This window comes from Lysinibacillus sp. OF-1 (assembly GCF_028356935.1).
GTDB classification, from domain to species: Bacteria; Bacillota; Bacilli; order Bacillales_A; family Planococcaceae; genus Lysinibacillus; species Lysinibacillus fusiformis_D.
The window spans coordinates 2,094,826-2,109,587 of sequence record NZ_CP102798.1 but is presented as its reverse complement, the minus strand read 5'-3'; the positions used below and the strand labels follow the sequence as shown (position 1 = coordinate 2,109,587).

Here is a 14,762-nt window from a genome sequence, read left to right as displayed (position 1 = left end):
TTTTGTATGAAATTGTTAATTACTATAACGAATCATGGATTTTTTGTCAAACATGAAAATAAAAAAATTTAGCGATTGTCTGACAATGGGGAGTCTGGTCGTTGGACGCAGTAGGTGCAATGCGGATCTTCACATGCCTCCTCAAGCCACTCATTACAGCTTGCACAAAAATAACTATCGAACGTGTCATCATAAATAATCTGACTTTGGCATGTGGTGCATTTTTTGTTTTTTTGAATAGATCCACTAATCTCCAATCCATTTATGATGACTACATCCTCGCGTTGTTCAATTCGCATATTTTTATTATCTCCTAATGATTTTTCACTTCTAAAGTCTCGCTATCAGATTGCCATTGCACATGAACCATTGGCTTTGTCTCTCGTTTAAAAATTTTCTCACTTTCTTTCTTTGTGAAGGAATAATAGCCATCTTTATTTAACTGAACATCGCTTAAACTTTGGGATTCTTTTGTCCCCTCAATCGTGATTTCTAAGGGTCCTAGATCATCATGATTCCCTAGATAAAATAAGCGTAAACCCTCATCACCATTACTGTGATAGATCGCTTTCCAATGCTCACTTTTGGCAATATAGTGCACCTCTTGCTCAGGGCTTTGACAGGCCGCTACTAGAATGACTACGATGACCAATGGAAAAAGCCATTTTTTCATTGAACATTCCTCCTAACCATGTATGGTGACAGCCCATCCTGTAGGTTTTTCCTCAAAAACATCTTCGTATTGTGTAAAAACAAAATCAAATCCTTGGATATCTTCTGGCAAGGGTGGTGTCACAATAAATGTACTGCTTTCATGCCCATTCGAGCCTCTTGTACCTCTAATTTGGCATTCATAGGACTCATCAATGAGTTGAATCGTTTGCTCTGGTTCTTGCTGCTCATCCCAATCAACTAATAACTGCACAATACTGGCATTTTCATATTGACGAATAGAAGAAAGCGTATACAATCGCCCTCCCTTTTCTACCGTTTGTAACACAGGGATATAGTGACGGAAGCCTGCTGGTTCTACTTTTGGATTATAGTATTTTTCTCTTCTCATTAAGTGAAAGAACATAGCTAAAAAAGTGTGATCGAAACCATATTGCTGTGCCCATTCCGAAATGATTTCATCTGAGGGAAAATCTGGGGTATGACTGCATACCTCTTTACGTTGCTGTAAAAGTGCATATATTTGCTCATCGATTGCGACTAGCTTTAAGTCATAGCTATTGCTTGAACATTTGGACATCCATATCCTCCTTCACCCTACAAGTCCTTCCTCTTTCTATACGATATTCCCACCATTTGGTTCCATAAACGGCCTAAATTTACTTTTAAGCACCAAAAAAGCTATCCAATAAATTGGATAGCTAATGGACCACCACATCATTGTGCCAGCTGGTTGAGTCTGCTAATTGATAGGTAACCATATTGGCAGTGACAGCTAGTACAACACCTGCTCTGGACATATGAGAAGGATTCGGCTTTTCCAGTACAAGGACAACATAGCCCTCTCCTCGACCTTGTTCATCAATAGCATTCATCGCATTGATTTCAAAGGTAGAATAAGACTGCTCGTTCGTTGCATAGAGAAGTTTTTCCTCACGATAAACACCATGCTCTTTTAAGTTATAGCTGACAGGCATCCACCCTTCAGACCACTCAATACTACCTATGATATCTCGTTTCCTTGTGACAAGACGACCAATGGAATACGTAAAATATATTTTCATAATTGCTTGTTTGTCTTCATTTCTCCCTTCACAGGTGGCTGTCACGTCAAGCATAATATCATTTTTTGAAAACTTTTTCCTAAACACTAAAACCACAGTGATAACACAGATAAATAGTACTATACCACAAATGATAAATGCCATTAGGTCCCTCCTAGTATCACAATTGCTGTTACTATAAGATTACCATGATTTAGGAGGAATAGGTGCTTTTCATCAAACAATCTTAGAAATTGACACAGGCATAAAGGATAAGACAAAATTTGCTCTCCAATTGGTTATTTGTTTGCTTGTAGCTCAGCAGTTAGCGTAAAGGGTATTTTTAAATATTCATATTGAATCGTTATTTTCCTGATATCAGGAGCTTGGACTTGAACCGCATAATGCTGAGGCTCCTTGCCAATGGCTTGTGGATCTATGTATTGCCGAGGTAAAATCGTACGCTGTGATAACTTATGAAAGGATAGATGCTCATTTCCCTCTAGCTTAGTTTCCGCCTCAAATGGTTCTGACTTACTAATGACAAGCTCTGTACTCTCAGGAAGCCGGTCATTGACAAGTAGCTGTGTTAGCTTGATATCACGCAAGCCCTTATTCTCAAGTGCAATGATTTTGACTGCCTCATTCCCCTGTTTACTTGTATAGCTTTCGATGGCGAGCGGTGGATTACTTTTGAGATAAATCATAAAAACAGCTCCGACCACAAGCACACTCAGTACTAAAATAAATAGTATTTTTTTCATGCTTTCCCTCTCTTTCCTCATCCACAGTATAACAAAAAACAACCTGACTTATTGGAAGTCAAGTTGTTTTTGTAAACGTATTTCATCTCGTATCGGAATGCCGTCATCGCCGAGTAATGGGATAGAAGGCTTATAGACCCTCGCTTTTTCAACTGCATTACGCAGTATTTCTATTAAACAATACCCTCGTTTTTGATAGAACTTTAAGGCATGCAAATTATCATTTGTGGTAATTAAAGAAATGATTGCACAGTTTTGTTCCACCGCTGTCTGTTCGACGGCTTTCACAAGAGCTGTCCCAATGCCTTTGCCCTCGACTGTACTATCTAATGAAATGATTTCACAGTCCCTTTCTCGTATAATGTAGGTGATCAAACCAATCATTGCTTGTTGCTCATTTACAAAAACAAAGCCATCTAATTCACTACAGTTATAGATACCACTGGAAATGACCATCTCGGTCGAACCCCAATGCTCCTGAAAAAATTGGTTTACCTCTTGTTTTGGCACTTGATGAATCGCCATAATTGTCATATAAAATTCCCCCTTTTACATTGAAATATGAAAAACACCTGCAATGGCCTTTTGTATGCTTAGGAACACAGCCCATGACAGCACACCGAGACCAATCGCGAGTACAATATGCATCGAGGATTTCATCGCCATATAAATAACAAAAAGCATACACATCGTTGCTGGTAAACCAACGATGACACCCACTGTAAAGCGCTGAATATGCTCACTTGGCTCACTTTGCACCGTTAGCCAAATAATACTTAAAATACTGACCAATGGTAATGCGGCAATAATTCCGCCATAGGTAGGAAACCTTCGTGCCACCTCTGTCACAATACCAATGATGGCTGCTGAGCTCAGGATTTTAAAAAATGTATACATTATTTTGCCACCTCACTTAGACGTCGAAATGCCTGGAGGATGGCTTGCTGTTCTTGTTCAGTTAGCTGATGAAGGGCTTGCTGTAGCTTAGCATCATCTAACTCCGAGTTTTTCTTCAGCACCTGTAGACCTTCTGCTGTTAAATGAAGTATCACTTTACGCTGGTCGTCACGCCCTCGTTCTTTCGTCACCCAGCCATGACGCTCTAGCTTTTTCACATGCTCTGATGCTGTATTATGAGAAATATTTAATAATCCTGCAATATCACGCACCGTGACTTCCTCTTCCTTTTGAATCATCTGTAAAATACGTACGCTTTGATGGGAAATAACATCCTCATGTGTTGTATGTAGATGATAGAATATCGTTGTAAAATAGTCATTTATCTCTTTAATCATCGTGCTAACTCCTTTAATATATATCGATCAATGCGATTATATCGTATAAAGCGATATATTAAAAGATAGCTTATTAAAGTTTATATTTTCAGATATTTCTTTTGAATAGATTGAGTGAGACACGCCTTCTCAGAAATAGTCTCTCTATTTTTTGTCCCCACCTATCTTTCTGCATATTTTGCTAAATAGGATGAAGAGGTAATTGTACACAAGCATTTTCCACAGTATCATTACTTTCTTCTGAATTTAATTGAAAGCATCCTATGTTATACTTTCTCTATTTTTTAGTAGGTGGCACCATTATGGTGTTAGCGCTGCTGCTAAGCCAATCTAAGTATTGATTTTTGTACAGCCTGCCAATACTCACGCTTATAATTAATATAGGCATGCAAATGAAAAATAGGAAGGAAGATACCTTTCATACCGTCTTACAAAACACCGTTTTTGGAGCGGTTGGCATGCTGTTATTTACTATGCTAGCCTTTAGCTGGTTTAAACCAGGCATCTCTGTCATGAGTGCACTCGCTATCTATGCTATCTGGCAAATATATTTTGTCGATGTTTGCTTAACAGGGAAAAGGAGCTATCCATTCGATAGCTCCTTTTATGTGGAGAAGAACTGTCATTTTATCTCGTAATAGCTTTTATCACAAAAACCCCACCACAATGCGATAGCGGATAAAATCTAAGCTGACAAATATCCTGTAACGAGGCTTTTAGCTCCTCATGGACAAAATAAAATTCATCATCATCCCAGTAACCTTTGCTGTCTTGACGGCATTGTTCCAGCTGCGCTCTTGTTTCAAAGGCAACATCGCCAATTAATATTTTACCAGTTGGCGTTAGCTGCCGTAGTAATTGTGTAATATACGTAATCTTCTGCTCATCTGTAAAATGATGAAGCGCATACGTACTAACAATGGCATCGTATGATTGCTGTAATAGCGCTGGTGGCAAGCCTTTCGTTAAGTCCCACTCGATTAAGTTGGCCTGTGGCATTTTTTCCTTCGCAATGGCGATCATATTGGATGAGAAATCGAGGCCATTGATGGCGTGCCCATGTTCATAAAGCTTCGCTGTTAATACACCTGTCCCAAAGCCAATATCTAAAACAGTGGAAGCGGGAACCTCCATTACTTCATTAATAATTTTATTTAAAATCGCTTTATAGCCTGCAAATGGATATTGATTATTTTCTTCACTTAGTTGCACGGTTTGATCATACCCGTCCGCCCACAAATCAAAGCCTTGTTTATTGAGTATCATAATGCCTCCTACAATTGATAAATTCTCCAAGTAAGCGTTGTTTTCCATGCAGTCATCTGTTTCATAAAAAGTCCCCCTCTGTCAACCAATTTAGACCATTATACCAATTTTCTACCTATCAAACAATTCAGAAAATAAGTAGAGCTTTAGCATTTATCAAAATGTCAAAAGATGTTATAATAATCGTAGTTTTCTTTCAAGGAGGAATCGACATGAACGCATTCACTTGTAATGCTTGCTCTAGAACGTCTTCTTTAGGTCAAAGAGGTCTAGATTAAGTTATACAAATAACCTAAAATTGAATGATCTCTTTAGGCCAAAAGTTTATAAAATAGCCTACTAAACAGGAGAGATTTCAAATGGAACAACAAACAATTCAGCCGTTTTTAACGGTCGCTAATTATCATTTACTAGAACAGCAATTAAATAAAATTTTACATGCTCTTACGACAACGAACGATAAAAACGTCATCCTAGCCGTTCGGGGCCTTGTGGATACAGAGGTAACGACAAAATTAGAGTTATCAGCAACGGAAACAAAGCTGATTGAACAACTTTTTGCTATAACAGATCGGGCGCAAGGGGATGCCTTTTTAGAACAATTAAAGCCATATGTCATCCCGTTCAAGCCAGTGACAGCCAGTACGCTTAAAACCTTATTTAAAAAGGAGAAAAAGCTAAAGCTACCAAATCTAGAAGCACTCGATTTCCAGCGAATTTGTTATCTTGCATGGGATGACCCCGGCACACATCGAAAATACGTTGTCCTTGATCAAAATGGACAGCTAGCAGGTATTAAAGGCACATTTCCCAACAGCACTGTGCGCGGCATTTGCGCCATCTGTAATCGCCATGCAGATGTTGGCTTGTTTACTACCTCGATCAAAGGACAGGTCGTTGGCACATTTACCTCCCATAGCAATTACATTTGTGCGGATAGTAAGACGTGCAATGAACATGTTACAGATATGAATAAAACCGTCGAATTTTTTGAGCGCATTACGAAAAAATAGCGATTGATTAAGGGCAGAAGTGTTGTGCCAGCAACATTTCTGCCCTTCCTTATGCCACAAGATAGCTATGAGTCTACACTCACATTCACCTGAAAATCCACCTTCAAGTAAGGATAAAAGCCTTCTCTCCAGTTCCTTAGTTCTTGATAGGAGAGCTGATCACGAAAGAGTTGTCCAAATCCGAAAATCTCCACCCCATTTGCTTGCGCTTGTTCAAACATATCATAAAACCGTTTTTCCATAAGCTTTGTTAGCTCTTTCGTAATTTGGTCATTTGACACATCTTTTTTTCTCTCTAAAATATCGATTTTTAATTTTAAATGACTTGCCACAACGGGTTTATTGTTCTTCAAAGAGGCTTTATTTTTAAGGGAACTGTTGACCACCATAATACTCGCTAAATCAAGGCTTTCGATTTTCCCCTTTGCATTCGCGTTTTGAAATAGCTTACTTAGCTGGCTTTCATCTGAATTAATTCTTGCCATTAATTCACCATTTTTCAACACCATAGAGCCTTCATAGACTAACACTGTATCATTTCCAGCACGAACAACTGGAACTGTAATATCTTTTGTATAAGAAAATAGACTTCGGTATACTTCCCAAATATGAATGCTTGTTATCTCAGGTGCCCACCCTGCCCCTTTGTTAAAGTAATTGTAAATGGAAGTCGCATTCACCCCTAATTTATCGTTAATGTTGGAAAGGACTTTGTCGATTTTATCATCAGTTATGGTTAACAATGCTCTCGAAGGGATTTCTTCCGAATCCATTAAAAATTTTATGAGCTCCCTTAATTCCGCTTGATCGGCCGCCAAGTTGCTTTGAATGACAATTAATTCTATATGGGAGTAATCCACTGCTTCTTCAGAGTTTGTACGAACTTCCCCTAGCACCTTTAAAACCGTATCAGCTTTGCCTGTTACAATTCTTGATACTTCATTTTCCTTTTGTGTAATGGGGATTTGCAGCGTCACATGATAGTCCTCATTCTCCTTAGCAATACCTATAACCAAAGGTAATAATCTTTTATCGATATCTTTCACATCCCAGCATCCGCCAAGAAAAGGTAATAGCAAAAACATACATATAATGAGCATGCTACAAGGATGATTTTCTTTCATCGTTCGTCACCTTTCTCTTTATCACAATGCCATAGATATATACCGTTACAGGGATCATAAGCATAAAATAAACTTGAGCCCCTCTATTTAACAAAATCAATGTATTTGTCCAAACTTGATTCGGAATAAATAATCCTGCAGTATATCCAATAAGTGAAAAGATCATAATCCACCATGCTGATTTTACGTGAAGCCTGCTGAATAATTTCTGCATAATTTGACTAATCATCCAAAGCATCACAGCATTAAAAATTAACATAAAGCCAATTGAAGAAATACCAAAGAACATCGTTTGGCGGTTAAAAGCTAGCCAACGAATATCAACTGAGTCCATCGCTACTACAAAGGGTAAGGACATGGTAACAACTGTTTCTTGTCCAAAAATAAAAAGTGGTATATAAACAAAGGCTAAGTAAACCATGATGACAGAAAACCAGGCTATAAAAATATCTCGAAATACCAATGGTTTTTTAGAAACCATAAATCCTAAAAATAAAAATGCTGAAAATCCAATGAGATAGTAAAAATGGATATCTAGTAAGAACTCAAACGATGAATTTCGTATTGGGAATCCATTATGAAAATCAAAATTTACTATGGAAGAGACAATGATAAACAGTATGAAAGGAGTAATCATAAAAAAAAGGGTCTTCGGATTTTATGGTGGAAAAGGGTCTATAAGTTACCCTTCTCCAATTTCTTAATAAGTGTGGAAAAATCTACACCATAGTTGCCTGTTTTGTCACGGTCTGTTATTTGATACGAATTGAAACTATCGTATAACATAGCTTTGCTGAAAGCACTTGAATTAAATCGAGGCTTCCGTTTCTTATGGAGCTTCTCATTAAAAAGTATTTTGGCTCGTAAGGCTTCAAATGAGTAACCTCTACCCATTCGTTCTACTTGCCTAATGATGCTATTTATAGACTCTGTATAAGCGTTAGTGAGCCTTTTATCGAAGTAGTTGAAGATTTCATCTTGCCAGTTTTCTACGGCTCTTACGAGGTCTTTATAGGCGTTTTTAGAGTTACTGGATAAACAACGTTGTCTCCAATACCTGTAACGTTCTCTGCCTTGGTCAAGGTCATCTGTATCCCATATCCAGTAGAACTCTTCTTTAAGTTCATAGGCTTCTTTTAGTTCAGGTAAATTACTTAACCAAGTATCCAAAAGGAATGAGTCTCGTTCATTCAGGTCATGCTTTCGTTTAAGAAGGATATACCTCTCACGCATAAGGGTACGCCTTTCTTTGGCTGTCATATTGGCTTTAAGAGACTTCCTAACACTGTCTAAGGCTTGATTAGCCATACGGACTACATGAAACTTATCTACAACTACTTTTGCGTGTGGCATAACTGTATTAACTGCGTCTTTGTAGGGCTTCCACATATCCATTGTGACGTATTCGATATAAGTATTGTCTGTAATCTCAGAAAGGCGTTGAATGACCGTATCTTTGTTACGATTGGGTTTTATGTCATATATAGTTCTACGTTCCACATTGGTCAATACAAGACGAGGTTTCTTGATAATGTGTATTTCGTCAATACCGAGCCATTTAGGAGTTTCAAACTGGTATTCAAGTTCTTTTAATGCCACATAGTTTTTAAAGATGTTCCTAACGGTTTTCTCGTCTACACCAACGTTTTCTGCTACTTCCACAAAAGTTTTAGACATGGACTGTTCTTCAATGGACTCCAACAATCTTTTAGTCATACTACGCTTTTCGTCAATGGATATAAGGCGTTCCCAAAATGTGGAACCACACTCACGACATTTATAACGTCTACGGTTTACTTGTAAGCCTACTCGCTTTAAATGAATAGGCAAGTCCATGATTAATTGTTTTCGTGAACTATGCTTGTACAGTTTGTCAAAACCGCATTTAGGACAACGTTCAGGTGGTTTGATTGCTTCCACTTTAAACATCATGTCGGTTTCATTTTCTTGTGGTGGTTCTATTGTTTTAAGGTCTGGTAGGAATAATAGGTCTAACATATTGTTCATCCTTTACTACTCCGTGTTTTTCAAGTATAGATTTGATATCAAAATTAAAATTGTTAAATATTTTTTGTGACCACAAATGCACTTAGAAAATCCCTTAAAGCATATACAATAGGTGATAGGAAAATAGTTTGGAAAATTCCTTTTGTAGAGTTTGCATTAAATAATGCACCCTATCGTTGGATAGCCTATGTACAAAAAAGGTTATCCTATAGTTGCACAGGATAACCTTCATTATTATTCAATTATGCAGTTGCACAGCTACAATCTTTGCACTCGCAAACTTCATCAGTACAATGATCTGCACATTCTTGATTACAATAAACTTTTCCATCAACCTCTACTTTGTTCTCACCAATAAGACAATTACAGTTAGAGCGTGCACATTTTTCCACTTTGAATCTCCTCCTATTTTGGTAAATCTTCTGTTAGGCACCATCCTTCGTGTAAAAGGCTGGTTACACAAGGATCAACAACTCGATACCGAATAAAATTTCCCTCACGAGACGAACGAACAATGCCCTTATCATCTAATCGTTGAAGTTGGTTAGAGATGGCTTGAGGTTTCATTTCGAGTTGTTCAGCCAACTCAGTAACGGATATGTTTGGTGTTCGAATCACTGCGTGTAATATCCGAAGCCTCGTGCCGTTTGAAAGGATTTTAAACGTTTCGCTCAATCCCTCCGCATAATCTATATCCAACAAAGGACGATCCGTTAGCTGAGGTTTAGGTGTACAACAATTTTCTTCCATTATTTCCTCCTCCACTTCACTATTACATTATATAGTGTAATAGTTTGTGTGTCAAATTATATTTTTTTAGATTATTCCGCATCAGCCAATGGAATATTACTTTGATTGTTTTCAACCCTTATTCCTTCTTTTTTCCATTTATGCCTGCGTAGGAACATTCCGTTGATAATAATAAGTAATGCACTACCTTCATTTATAATTAAACCTAATGTAAGAGGCATGACTCCGATCAAGGCAGTCACAACAAGGAACGCAACTATCGCTAACGAAATAGCAATATTTTGGTATATTTTAGAAACTGTCTTTTTACTTAATTTTAGTGTATATACTAGTTGATCTAAATTATCCTGCATTAAAGCAATATCTGCTGTCTCTAGTGCAACGTCTGTTCCTTGAACTCCCATTGCAATACCTACATCAGCCTGAGCCAGTGCTGGTGCATCATTTACACCATCTCCTACCATCGCTACCTGCCCATACTGTTTTTGCAATTCTTTCACTGCGTTAATCTTATCTTCTGGAAGGAGTTCTGCTCTTACTTCATCAACGCCAAGTTCTTTACCAATTGCTTCACCTGTTAGTCTATTATCACCTGTTAGCATAACAACCTTTTTCACACCAGCTTCTTTCAAACTTTGAATAGCTTGTTTTGCATTTTCTTTGGGTCTATCAGCTACTGCAATCATCCCAAGTACTTCATTGGCAGTTCCTAAGAGCATGACAGTTTTCCCTTGTCCTTGCAGCTTTTCAATTTGCATGACGTGGTCTTTATTTATGTTTACTTTTAATTCGTTAAACAAGCGTGGATTTCCAATGTAGTAATTATTTCCGTTAATCTTACCTTTTGCCCCACGACCTGTAAGTGAATCGAATTCTTCTACATCTGGAATTGTAATCTTTTTGTTTAATGTTTCTTCCATAATCGCATCAGCTAAAGGATGTTCGGATTGTTTTTCAAGCGCACCAGCAATATCCAATAATTGCTTATTTGAAAGGTCTGATACCGTTACAAGATCCGTGACCGAAGGCTTTCCAACTGTCAAGGTTCCTGTTTTATCAAATGCCACAACTTGAGTACTACCAGCTGATTCTATATAAATACCGCCTTTAACCATTACTCCACTTCGAGCTGCCGTTCCAATGCCAGTAACGACTGCGACTGGCACAGACAGTACTAATCCACAAGAACAAGAAACGACTAGTACCACTAAAGCTCTATATAACCATTCATCAAAAGGTTGACCAAAGAAAAGGGGAGGTACAATAGCCACAATGATCGCTAATACAAACATGGCTGGCGTGTAAATGGCACCAAATTTCTCACTGAACCGCTGTCCTTTCCCTTTTTTCATTTGTGCGCCCTCTACTAATTTAATAATTTGGGCTAGGGTTGTATCTTGAGCAAGTTTAGTCACTTCTATTTCCAATGCACCACGTCCATTTAATGTTGAAGCAAATACCTCATCTCCTAATTGTTTTGATACAGGTATTGACTCTCCAGTAATGGAAGCTTGATCAACTGTAGTTGAACCTTTAGTGACTACACCATCAACTGGTATTTTTTCTCCGGGACGTACCAGAACGATATCTCTGATTTCCACTTGTTCTGTCAATATACGCATTTGACGACCATTTCGAATGACTGTTGCTTCACTAGGGGCTAATTCAACTAATGCTCTAATTGCATTTCTGGCTTTATCTGATGCGTATGATTCCATTAATTCACCTAAAGAGAAAATAACGACAAGCATCGCAGCTTCTTCCCATAATCCTAGATAAATAGCTCCAATTACTGCCGCAATAAGCAATGTATTAATGGAGAGACTTCCATTTCTTAATTCAACCCATGCACTTCTTGCTGGATAGATCCCTCCAACAACAATTGCAATACTATATAAAATAATCGCCCACATTTCAGGTAGACCGAATCCAATTTCTGCAATCAGTGTAAATGCTGTGACGGTTGCGGCAATAATCAACAGTATTGTCCTTGGGTGTTTATACCACCTTGTATTCATTTCTGTGTTCCCCCTTATTTATGTTCCATTTTTAAAATGTAATCAAAAAAATTGATATGTTTTTATTCATTTGATAGGAAAAGATAAATTAAATACTAAACCCCACTCAAAAGTTATCTAAAGGGATAACATTAAGTGGGAAAACTGGAGTTATTTAACTACAGGGTGACCTACTTTTTTTAATTTATCAGCAATGTCGTCAAGAGTTACTCTGGAATCATCATAAGTTACAGTTAATTTTTCCGCAAAAAAGTTAGCCTCTGTACTTTGAATTCCCTTTAATTTTTTCAAAGCTTTTTCAACTGTTGTTGCACATGAAGGGCAATCCAAACCTTCCACTTTTAGAACATCAGTTTTTGCTGAATTCATTTTAAATTCCTCCCTTTTATTTAAGTAAAACGATAATACTTTTTATTACCAATTTCACAATTACATTGTATAGTGTAATAGTATTGTTGTCAATTCCTATATCTTATATTAATGACTGTCCTTTAATTTATCTGCTACATAGGTACAAATACAATAATTCGAATACCTCGATACAGTATAAGTCATAACAATAAGGTCTGTTTTCCAGTATGTCACACACTTTTTCCATGTATTGTGCCATAAATTTTCTTAGCTCTTGTTCGTTAGACTATTTTAACTTTCTCACGTATCTCTCGTATTTAATTGATACATTTATGACACTTAGTATTCCACCAGATATTCCGATTTGAACACTAATTATTTTTAAACTTTAAAAAGATAATTCCACTATAAAATCCGAAGACCCAAAAAAAATAAATACGGAAGATCGCAATATTGTCCCTAAGCCTTTTGTTGCCGTATAAGCCGATATAAAATAAAGCAATAAGGCTATTGGCCAATGCGGTGTTCGTAATAAAAATAAAGAATTAATTACCTCTGTATAGGTACGGATATTAAGCGCAACAAGTACCGTTAAATTCAGGACAAATGGTAGCAGGATGATGCATGCAACCAACCGTCCCATTTTCAAATAAATATCAATAATATCTTGATTAGGAAAAAAATTCAAACCTTTAATGTAGAGTGAAATTAACATTAATTGCAATACACCCTGACACAAAATGACTAACCAATGCCCCGCATCTGTCAACGAATAGATGAGATCAGGGTAAAGCAGAAAACCAAAGCTTAAATGGATAATAAAAAAAACTATACCAATTTGAAACCTATGGGTCACTTAGTATCTCCTTCTCTTTTCAAGCGAAATGTCGTATACGGAATATTAAATGAAGTTAAACTCGCCAAATAAATGCCAGTAAGTGCTAAACCAGTAAATATACCAAGAATGCCGAAAATAGATGCTAAAATTAAAATAGGATATTTTAATAAACGAATGTATAACGAATTTTGAATACCTGCTACGACCGAGCTTGAAATAACAATGGCTGTAATGACAATTACTAATAAGGTACTGACTAATTTCGCTTCAACCATTGCTTGGCCTAATATAACGCCTCCTACCATTGAAATGGTCGGTCCAATACTTTTCGGCAGTCTTACAATCGCTTCCAATATTAAATCAATTAATACGACCATGATAATCGTTTCAAGCAAAGCAGGAACAGGAATCCCTTCTCTGCTTTTTGCCACAAATAATGCAAGATCAAATTTGAATATCTCAGGATTGACAGATACTAACGCGACATACAATGCAGGCAGAATTAGCGTCAGTATAGCGCCTACGACCCGAAGAACGCGAAGCATAACTGATAGCACATACGGGAAGTTTCGATCATTCACAATACTAAACATGTCTGGCAATAGATGTGGAAAAACTAGGGCGAAAGGGTAATTATCTAAAAAAAGGACAATTCTATTCTTTTTTAATGCATGAATGGCTTGTATCGGCACTTCTGTCGGGAAAAAATGACTAACAGGACTCCCTCTCCGAACACCAAAATGCTTGTTCAAATCATCAATGGATTCAATATCCGTGTCAATTTCTTTTAACTGCTGATTGACTTTTTCAATAAGATCACTTGATGCTCTTCCATTGATATATAACATGGACAAATTACGTTTTTCTAGCTCACCCACTTGAAAGGTACAATGAGAGAGCCTTGCCGTTTTTAGCCTTTTTCGAATAAGTCCAACATTTACATGAATATCTTCAACAAATGCATCCATAGAAGCTTGAATAGGGCTTTCATTTTTCGGTTCTTCAATACTTCTTGTTAAATTGATGGAAATAGGATCAACTATCGCATTTTGGCGTCCTCCTTGAGATAAGACGATCAATTTTCCCTCCAACACAGCATTGACAATTTGTTCAATATCCATATCAAGTTGATCACTAAGGTTTGTAAAAAGCTCCCCTACTGAGGCAGATGAAGCAGCCATTTGCCGAATGTATAGATTGGACTTGGCAAAATCAATCAATGTTTTAAATCCCATAAGATAGATGGTTGTTTGATCTATTAGCTCCTCCTCCACGAAAAAATCATCATGATCTGCAAACTTAGAGCTCAGTTCCATCATCATATTCTCCATTAGAGTACCCCACGATCAATCAAATTTTCTTTTATTTTGAGAGTTAAACGATATTTTTATACAAAAACTTATGTCTACATTCAATATACAGAAAGCGCCTATAACTATTATGTCGGAAACAACAAAAAACCACTCTTCAAGGAGTGGTTGTCATCGCGAGACTAACGGGTAGGATTTCGATCTATAAATATCATCCGCTAATCTGTATACAAAGTTTGTCTGTCAATACACCATTTTGCATTTCGTCATAATGAAATGGATAATAATATCCTTCTATATCTCTTCTGGCA

The 14,762-nt window shown here is 37.2% G+C and carries 18 protein-coding genes; 2 read left to right on the top strand and 16 right to left on the bottom strand.

Features of this window, described 5'->3' with window-relative positions; genetic code table 11:
* Positions 1-313: 313 nt before the first annotated feature.
* The 7 genes from NV349_RS10245 to NV349_RS10215 form a co-directional block, all read right to left on the bottom strand.
* Entirely contained in the window at positions 314-673 is a 360-nt protein-coding gene (locus tag NV349_RS10245; protein ID WP_058843181.1) for a hypothetical protein, read from the bottom strand.
* Between the two features lie 12 nt (positions 674-685).
* On the bottom strand, positions 686-1,252 hold the full coding sequence (locus NV349_RS10240) for a hypothetical protein (RefSeq protein WP_271913284.1): 567 nt from the start codon (positions 1,250-1,252) through the stop codon (positions 686-688).
* A gap of 121 nt (positions 1,253-1,373) precedes the next feature.
* Entirely contained in the window at positions 1,374-1,880 is a 507-nt protein-coding gene (locus NV349_RS10235) for a hypothetical protein (RefSeq protein ID WP_271913282.1), read from the bottom strand.
* 134 nt (positions 1,881-2,014) lie between these two features.
* Positions 2,015-2,479 carry a hypothetical protein gene (locus NV349_RS10230; RefSeq protein ID WP_058843179.1) on the bottom strand — a complete coding sequence of 155 codons (465 nt, stop codon included), beginning with the start codon at positions 2,477-2,479 and terminating at the stop codon, positions 2,015-2,017.
* 48 nt (positions 2,480-2,527) lie between these two features.
* On the bottom strand, positions 2,528-3,013 hold the full coding sequence (locus NV349_RS10225; protein WP_089932211.1) for a GNAT family N-acetyltransferase: 486 nt from the start codon (positions 3,011-3,013) through the stop codon (positions 2,528-2,530).
* A 15-nt stretch (positions 3,014-3,028) separates the two neighbouring features.
* A complete protein-coding gene (locus NV349_RS10220; protein ID WP_036122492.1) occupies positions 3,029-3,376 on the bottom strand; it encodes a DUF3147 family protein in 348 nt (115 codons plus the stop codon).
* Positions 3,376-3,774 carry a MarR family winged helix-turn-helix transcriptional regulator gene (locus tag NV349_RS10215; RefSeq protein ID WP_271913280.1) on the bottom strand — a complete coding sequence of 133 codons (399 nt, stop codon included), beginning with the start codon at positions 3,772-3,774 and terminating at the stop codon, positions 3,376-3,378. Before NV349_RS10215 ends, NV349_RS10220 begins: the two co-directional genes overlap by 1 nt.
* A gap of 392 nt (positions 3,775-4,166) precedes the next feature.
* On the opposite strand from NV349_RS10215, the gene NV349_RS10210 reads away from it, so the two are divergent.
* Positions 4,167-4,412, top strand: coding sequence for a hypothetical protein (locus NV349_RS10210; protein ID WP_271913277.1), 246 nt, complete (start codon positions 4,167-4,169; stop codon positions 4,410-4,412).
* Here NV349_RS10210 and NV349_RS10205 read toward each other — a convergent pair.
* Complete coding sequence (locus NV349_RS10205; protein ID WP_271913275.1) at positions 4,402-5,040, bottom strand: class I SAM-dependent methyltransferase; 639 nt, start codon at positions 5,038-5,040, stop codon at positions 4,402-4,404. The two genes, NV349_RS10210 and NV349_RS10205, sit on opposite strands and share 11 nt — an antisense overlap.
* A 359-nt stretch (positions 5,041-5,399) precedes the next feature.
* On the opposite strand from NV349_RS10205, the gene NV349_RS10200 reads away from it, so the two are divergent.
* A complete protein-coding gene (locus tag NV349_RS10200) occupies positions 5,400-6,053 on the top strand; it encodes a FusB/FusC family EF-G-binding protein (protein WP_271913273.1) in 654 nt (217 codons plus the stop codon).
* Positions 6,054-6,118: 65 nt separating this feature from the next.
* Here NV349_RS10200 and NV349_RS10195 read toward each other — a convergent pair whose 3' ends face one another.
* The 8 genes from NV349_RS10195 to NV349_RS10155 form a co-directional block, all read right to left on the bottom strand.
* Complete coding sequence (locus NV349_RS10195) at positions 6,119-7,177, bottom strand: Ger(x)C family spore germination protein (protein ID WP_271913272.1); 1,059 nt, start codon at positions 7,175-7,177, stop codon at positions 6,119-6,121.
* Entirely contained in the window at positions 7,155-7,658 is a 504-nt protein-coding gene (locus NV349_RS10190; protein ID WP_271913271.1) for a hypothetical protein, read from the bottom strand. Before NV349_RS10190 ends, NV349_RS10195 begins: the two co-directional genes overlap by 23 nt.
* A 194-nt stretch (positions 7,659-7,852) precedes the next feature.
* Positions 7,853-9,175, bottom strand: a complete 1,323-nt coding sequence (locus NV349_RS10185) for an ISL3 family transposase (RefSeq protein ID WP_086709176.1) — start codon at positions 9,173-9,175, stop codon at positions 7,853-7,855.
* 414 nt (positions 9,176-9,589) lie between these two features.
* Positions 9,590-9,934: an ArsR/SmtB family transcription factor gene (locus NV349_RS10175; RefSeq protein WP_086709174.1), complete on the bottom strand. Its 345-nt coding sequence runs from the start codon at positions 9,932-9,934 to the stop codon at positions 9,590-9,592.
* Positions 9,935-10,005: 71 nt separating this feature from the next.
* A complete protein-coding gene (locus tag NV349_RS10170; protein ID WP_271910972.1) occupies positions 10,006-11,952 on the bottom strand; it encodes a heavy metal translocating P-type ATPase in 1,947 nt (648 codons plus the stop codon).
* 150 nt (positions 11,953-12,102) lie between these two features.
* On the bottom strand, positions 12,103-12,321 hold the full coding sequence (locus NV349_RS10165) for a heavy-metal-associated domain-containing protein (protein WP_010731340.1): 219 nt from the start codon (positions 12,319-12,321) through the stop codon (positions 12,103-12,105).
* Positions 12,322-12,691: 370 nt separating this feature from the next.
* Positions 12,692-13,159: a GerAB/ArcD/ProY family transporter gene (locus NV349_RS10160; protein WP_271913270.1), complete on the bottom strand. Its 468-nt coding sequence runs from the start codon at positions 13,157-13,159 to the stop codon at positions 12,692-12,694.
* Positions 13,156-14,472 (bottom strand): spore germination protein, encoded by a 1,317-nt coding sequence (locus NV349_RS10155; RefSeq protein ID WP_271913269.1) that lies wholly within the window; start codon positions 14,470-14,472, stop codon positions 13,156-13,158. Before NV349_RS10155 ends, NV349_RS10160 begins: the two co-directional genes overlap by 4 nt.
* Positions 14,473-14,762: the final 290 nt, after the last annotated feature.

What these genes read in the sequence shown, in the direction of transcription:
- NV349_RS10195 (WP_271913272.1), bottom strand. Translation starts at nt 7,177, where the DNA reads ATGAAAGAAAATCATCCTTGTAGCATGCTCATTATATGTATGTTTTTG.
- NV349_RS10235 (WP_271913282.1), bottom strand. Translation starts at nt 1,880, where the DNA reads ATGGCATTTATCATTTGTGGTATAGTACTATTTATCTGTGTTATCACT.
- NV349_RS10190 (WP_271913271.1), bottom strand. Translation starts at nt 7,658, where the DNA reads ATGGTTTCTAAAAAACCATTGGTATTTCGAGATATTTTTATAGCCTGG.
- NV349_RS10165 (WP_010731340.1), bottom strand. Translation starts at nt 12,321, where the DNA reads ATGAATTCAGCAAAAACTGATGTTCTAAAAGTGGAAGGTTTGGATTGC.
- NV349_RS10185 (WP_086709176.1), bottom strand. Translation starts at nt 9,175, where the DNA reads ATGTTAGACCTATTATTCCTACCAGACCTTAAAACAATAGAACCACCA.
- NV349_RS10155 (WP_271913269.1), bottom strand. Translation starts at nt 14,472, where the DNA reads ATGGAGAATATGATGATGGAACTGAGCTCTAAGTTTGCAGATCATGAT.
- NV349_RS10240 (WP_271913284.1), bottom strand. Translation starts at nt 1,252, where the DNA reads ATGTCCAAATGTTCAAGCAATAGCTATGACTTAAAGCTAGTCGCAATC.
- NV349_RS10220 (WP_036122492.1), bottom strand. Translation starts at nt 3,376, where the DNA reads ATGTATACATTTTTTAAAATCCTGAGCTCAGCAGCCATCATTGGTATT.
- NV349_RS10245 (WP_058843181.1), bottom strand. Translation starts at nt 673, where the DNA reads ATGAAAAAATGGCTTTTTCCATTGGTCATCGTAGTCATTCTAGTAGCG.
- NV349_RS10230 (WP_058843179.1), bottom strand. Translation starts at nt 2,479, where the DNA reads ATGAAAAAAATACTATTTATTTTAGTACTGAGTGTGCTTGTGGTCGGA.
- NV349_RS10215 (WP_271913280.1), bottom strand. Translation starts at nt 3,774, where the DNA reads ATGATTAAAGAGATAAATGACTATTTTACAACGATATTCTATCATCTA.
- NV349_RS10205 (WP_271913275.1), bottom strand. Translation starts at nt 5,040, where the DNA reads ATGATACTCAATAAACAAGGCTTTGATTTGTGGGCGGACGGGTATGAT.
- NV349_RS10200 (WP_271913273.1), top strand. Translation starts at nt 5,400, where the DNA reads ATGGAACAACAAACAATTCAGCCGTTTTTAACGGTCGCTAATTATCAT.
- NV349_RS10170 (WP_271910972.1), bottom strand. Translation starts at nt 11,952, where the DNA reads ATGAATACAAGGTGGTATAAACACCCAAGGACAATACTGTTGATTATT.
- NV349_RS10225 (WP_089932211.1), bottom strand. Translation starts at nt 3,013, where the DNA reads ATGACAATTATGGCGATTCATCAAGTGCCAAAACAAGAGGTAAACCAA.
- NV349_RS10175 (WP_086709174.1), bottom strand. Translation starts at nt 9,934, where the DNA reads ATGGAAGAAAATTGTTGTACACCTAAACCTCAGCTAACGGATCGTCCT.
- NV349_RS10210 (WP_271913277.1), top strand. Translation starts at nt 4,167, where the DNA reads ATGAAAAATAGGAAGGAAGATACCTTTCATACCGTCTTACAAAACACC.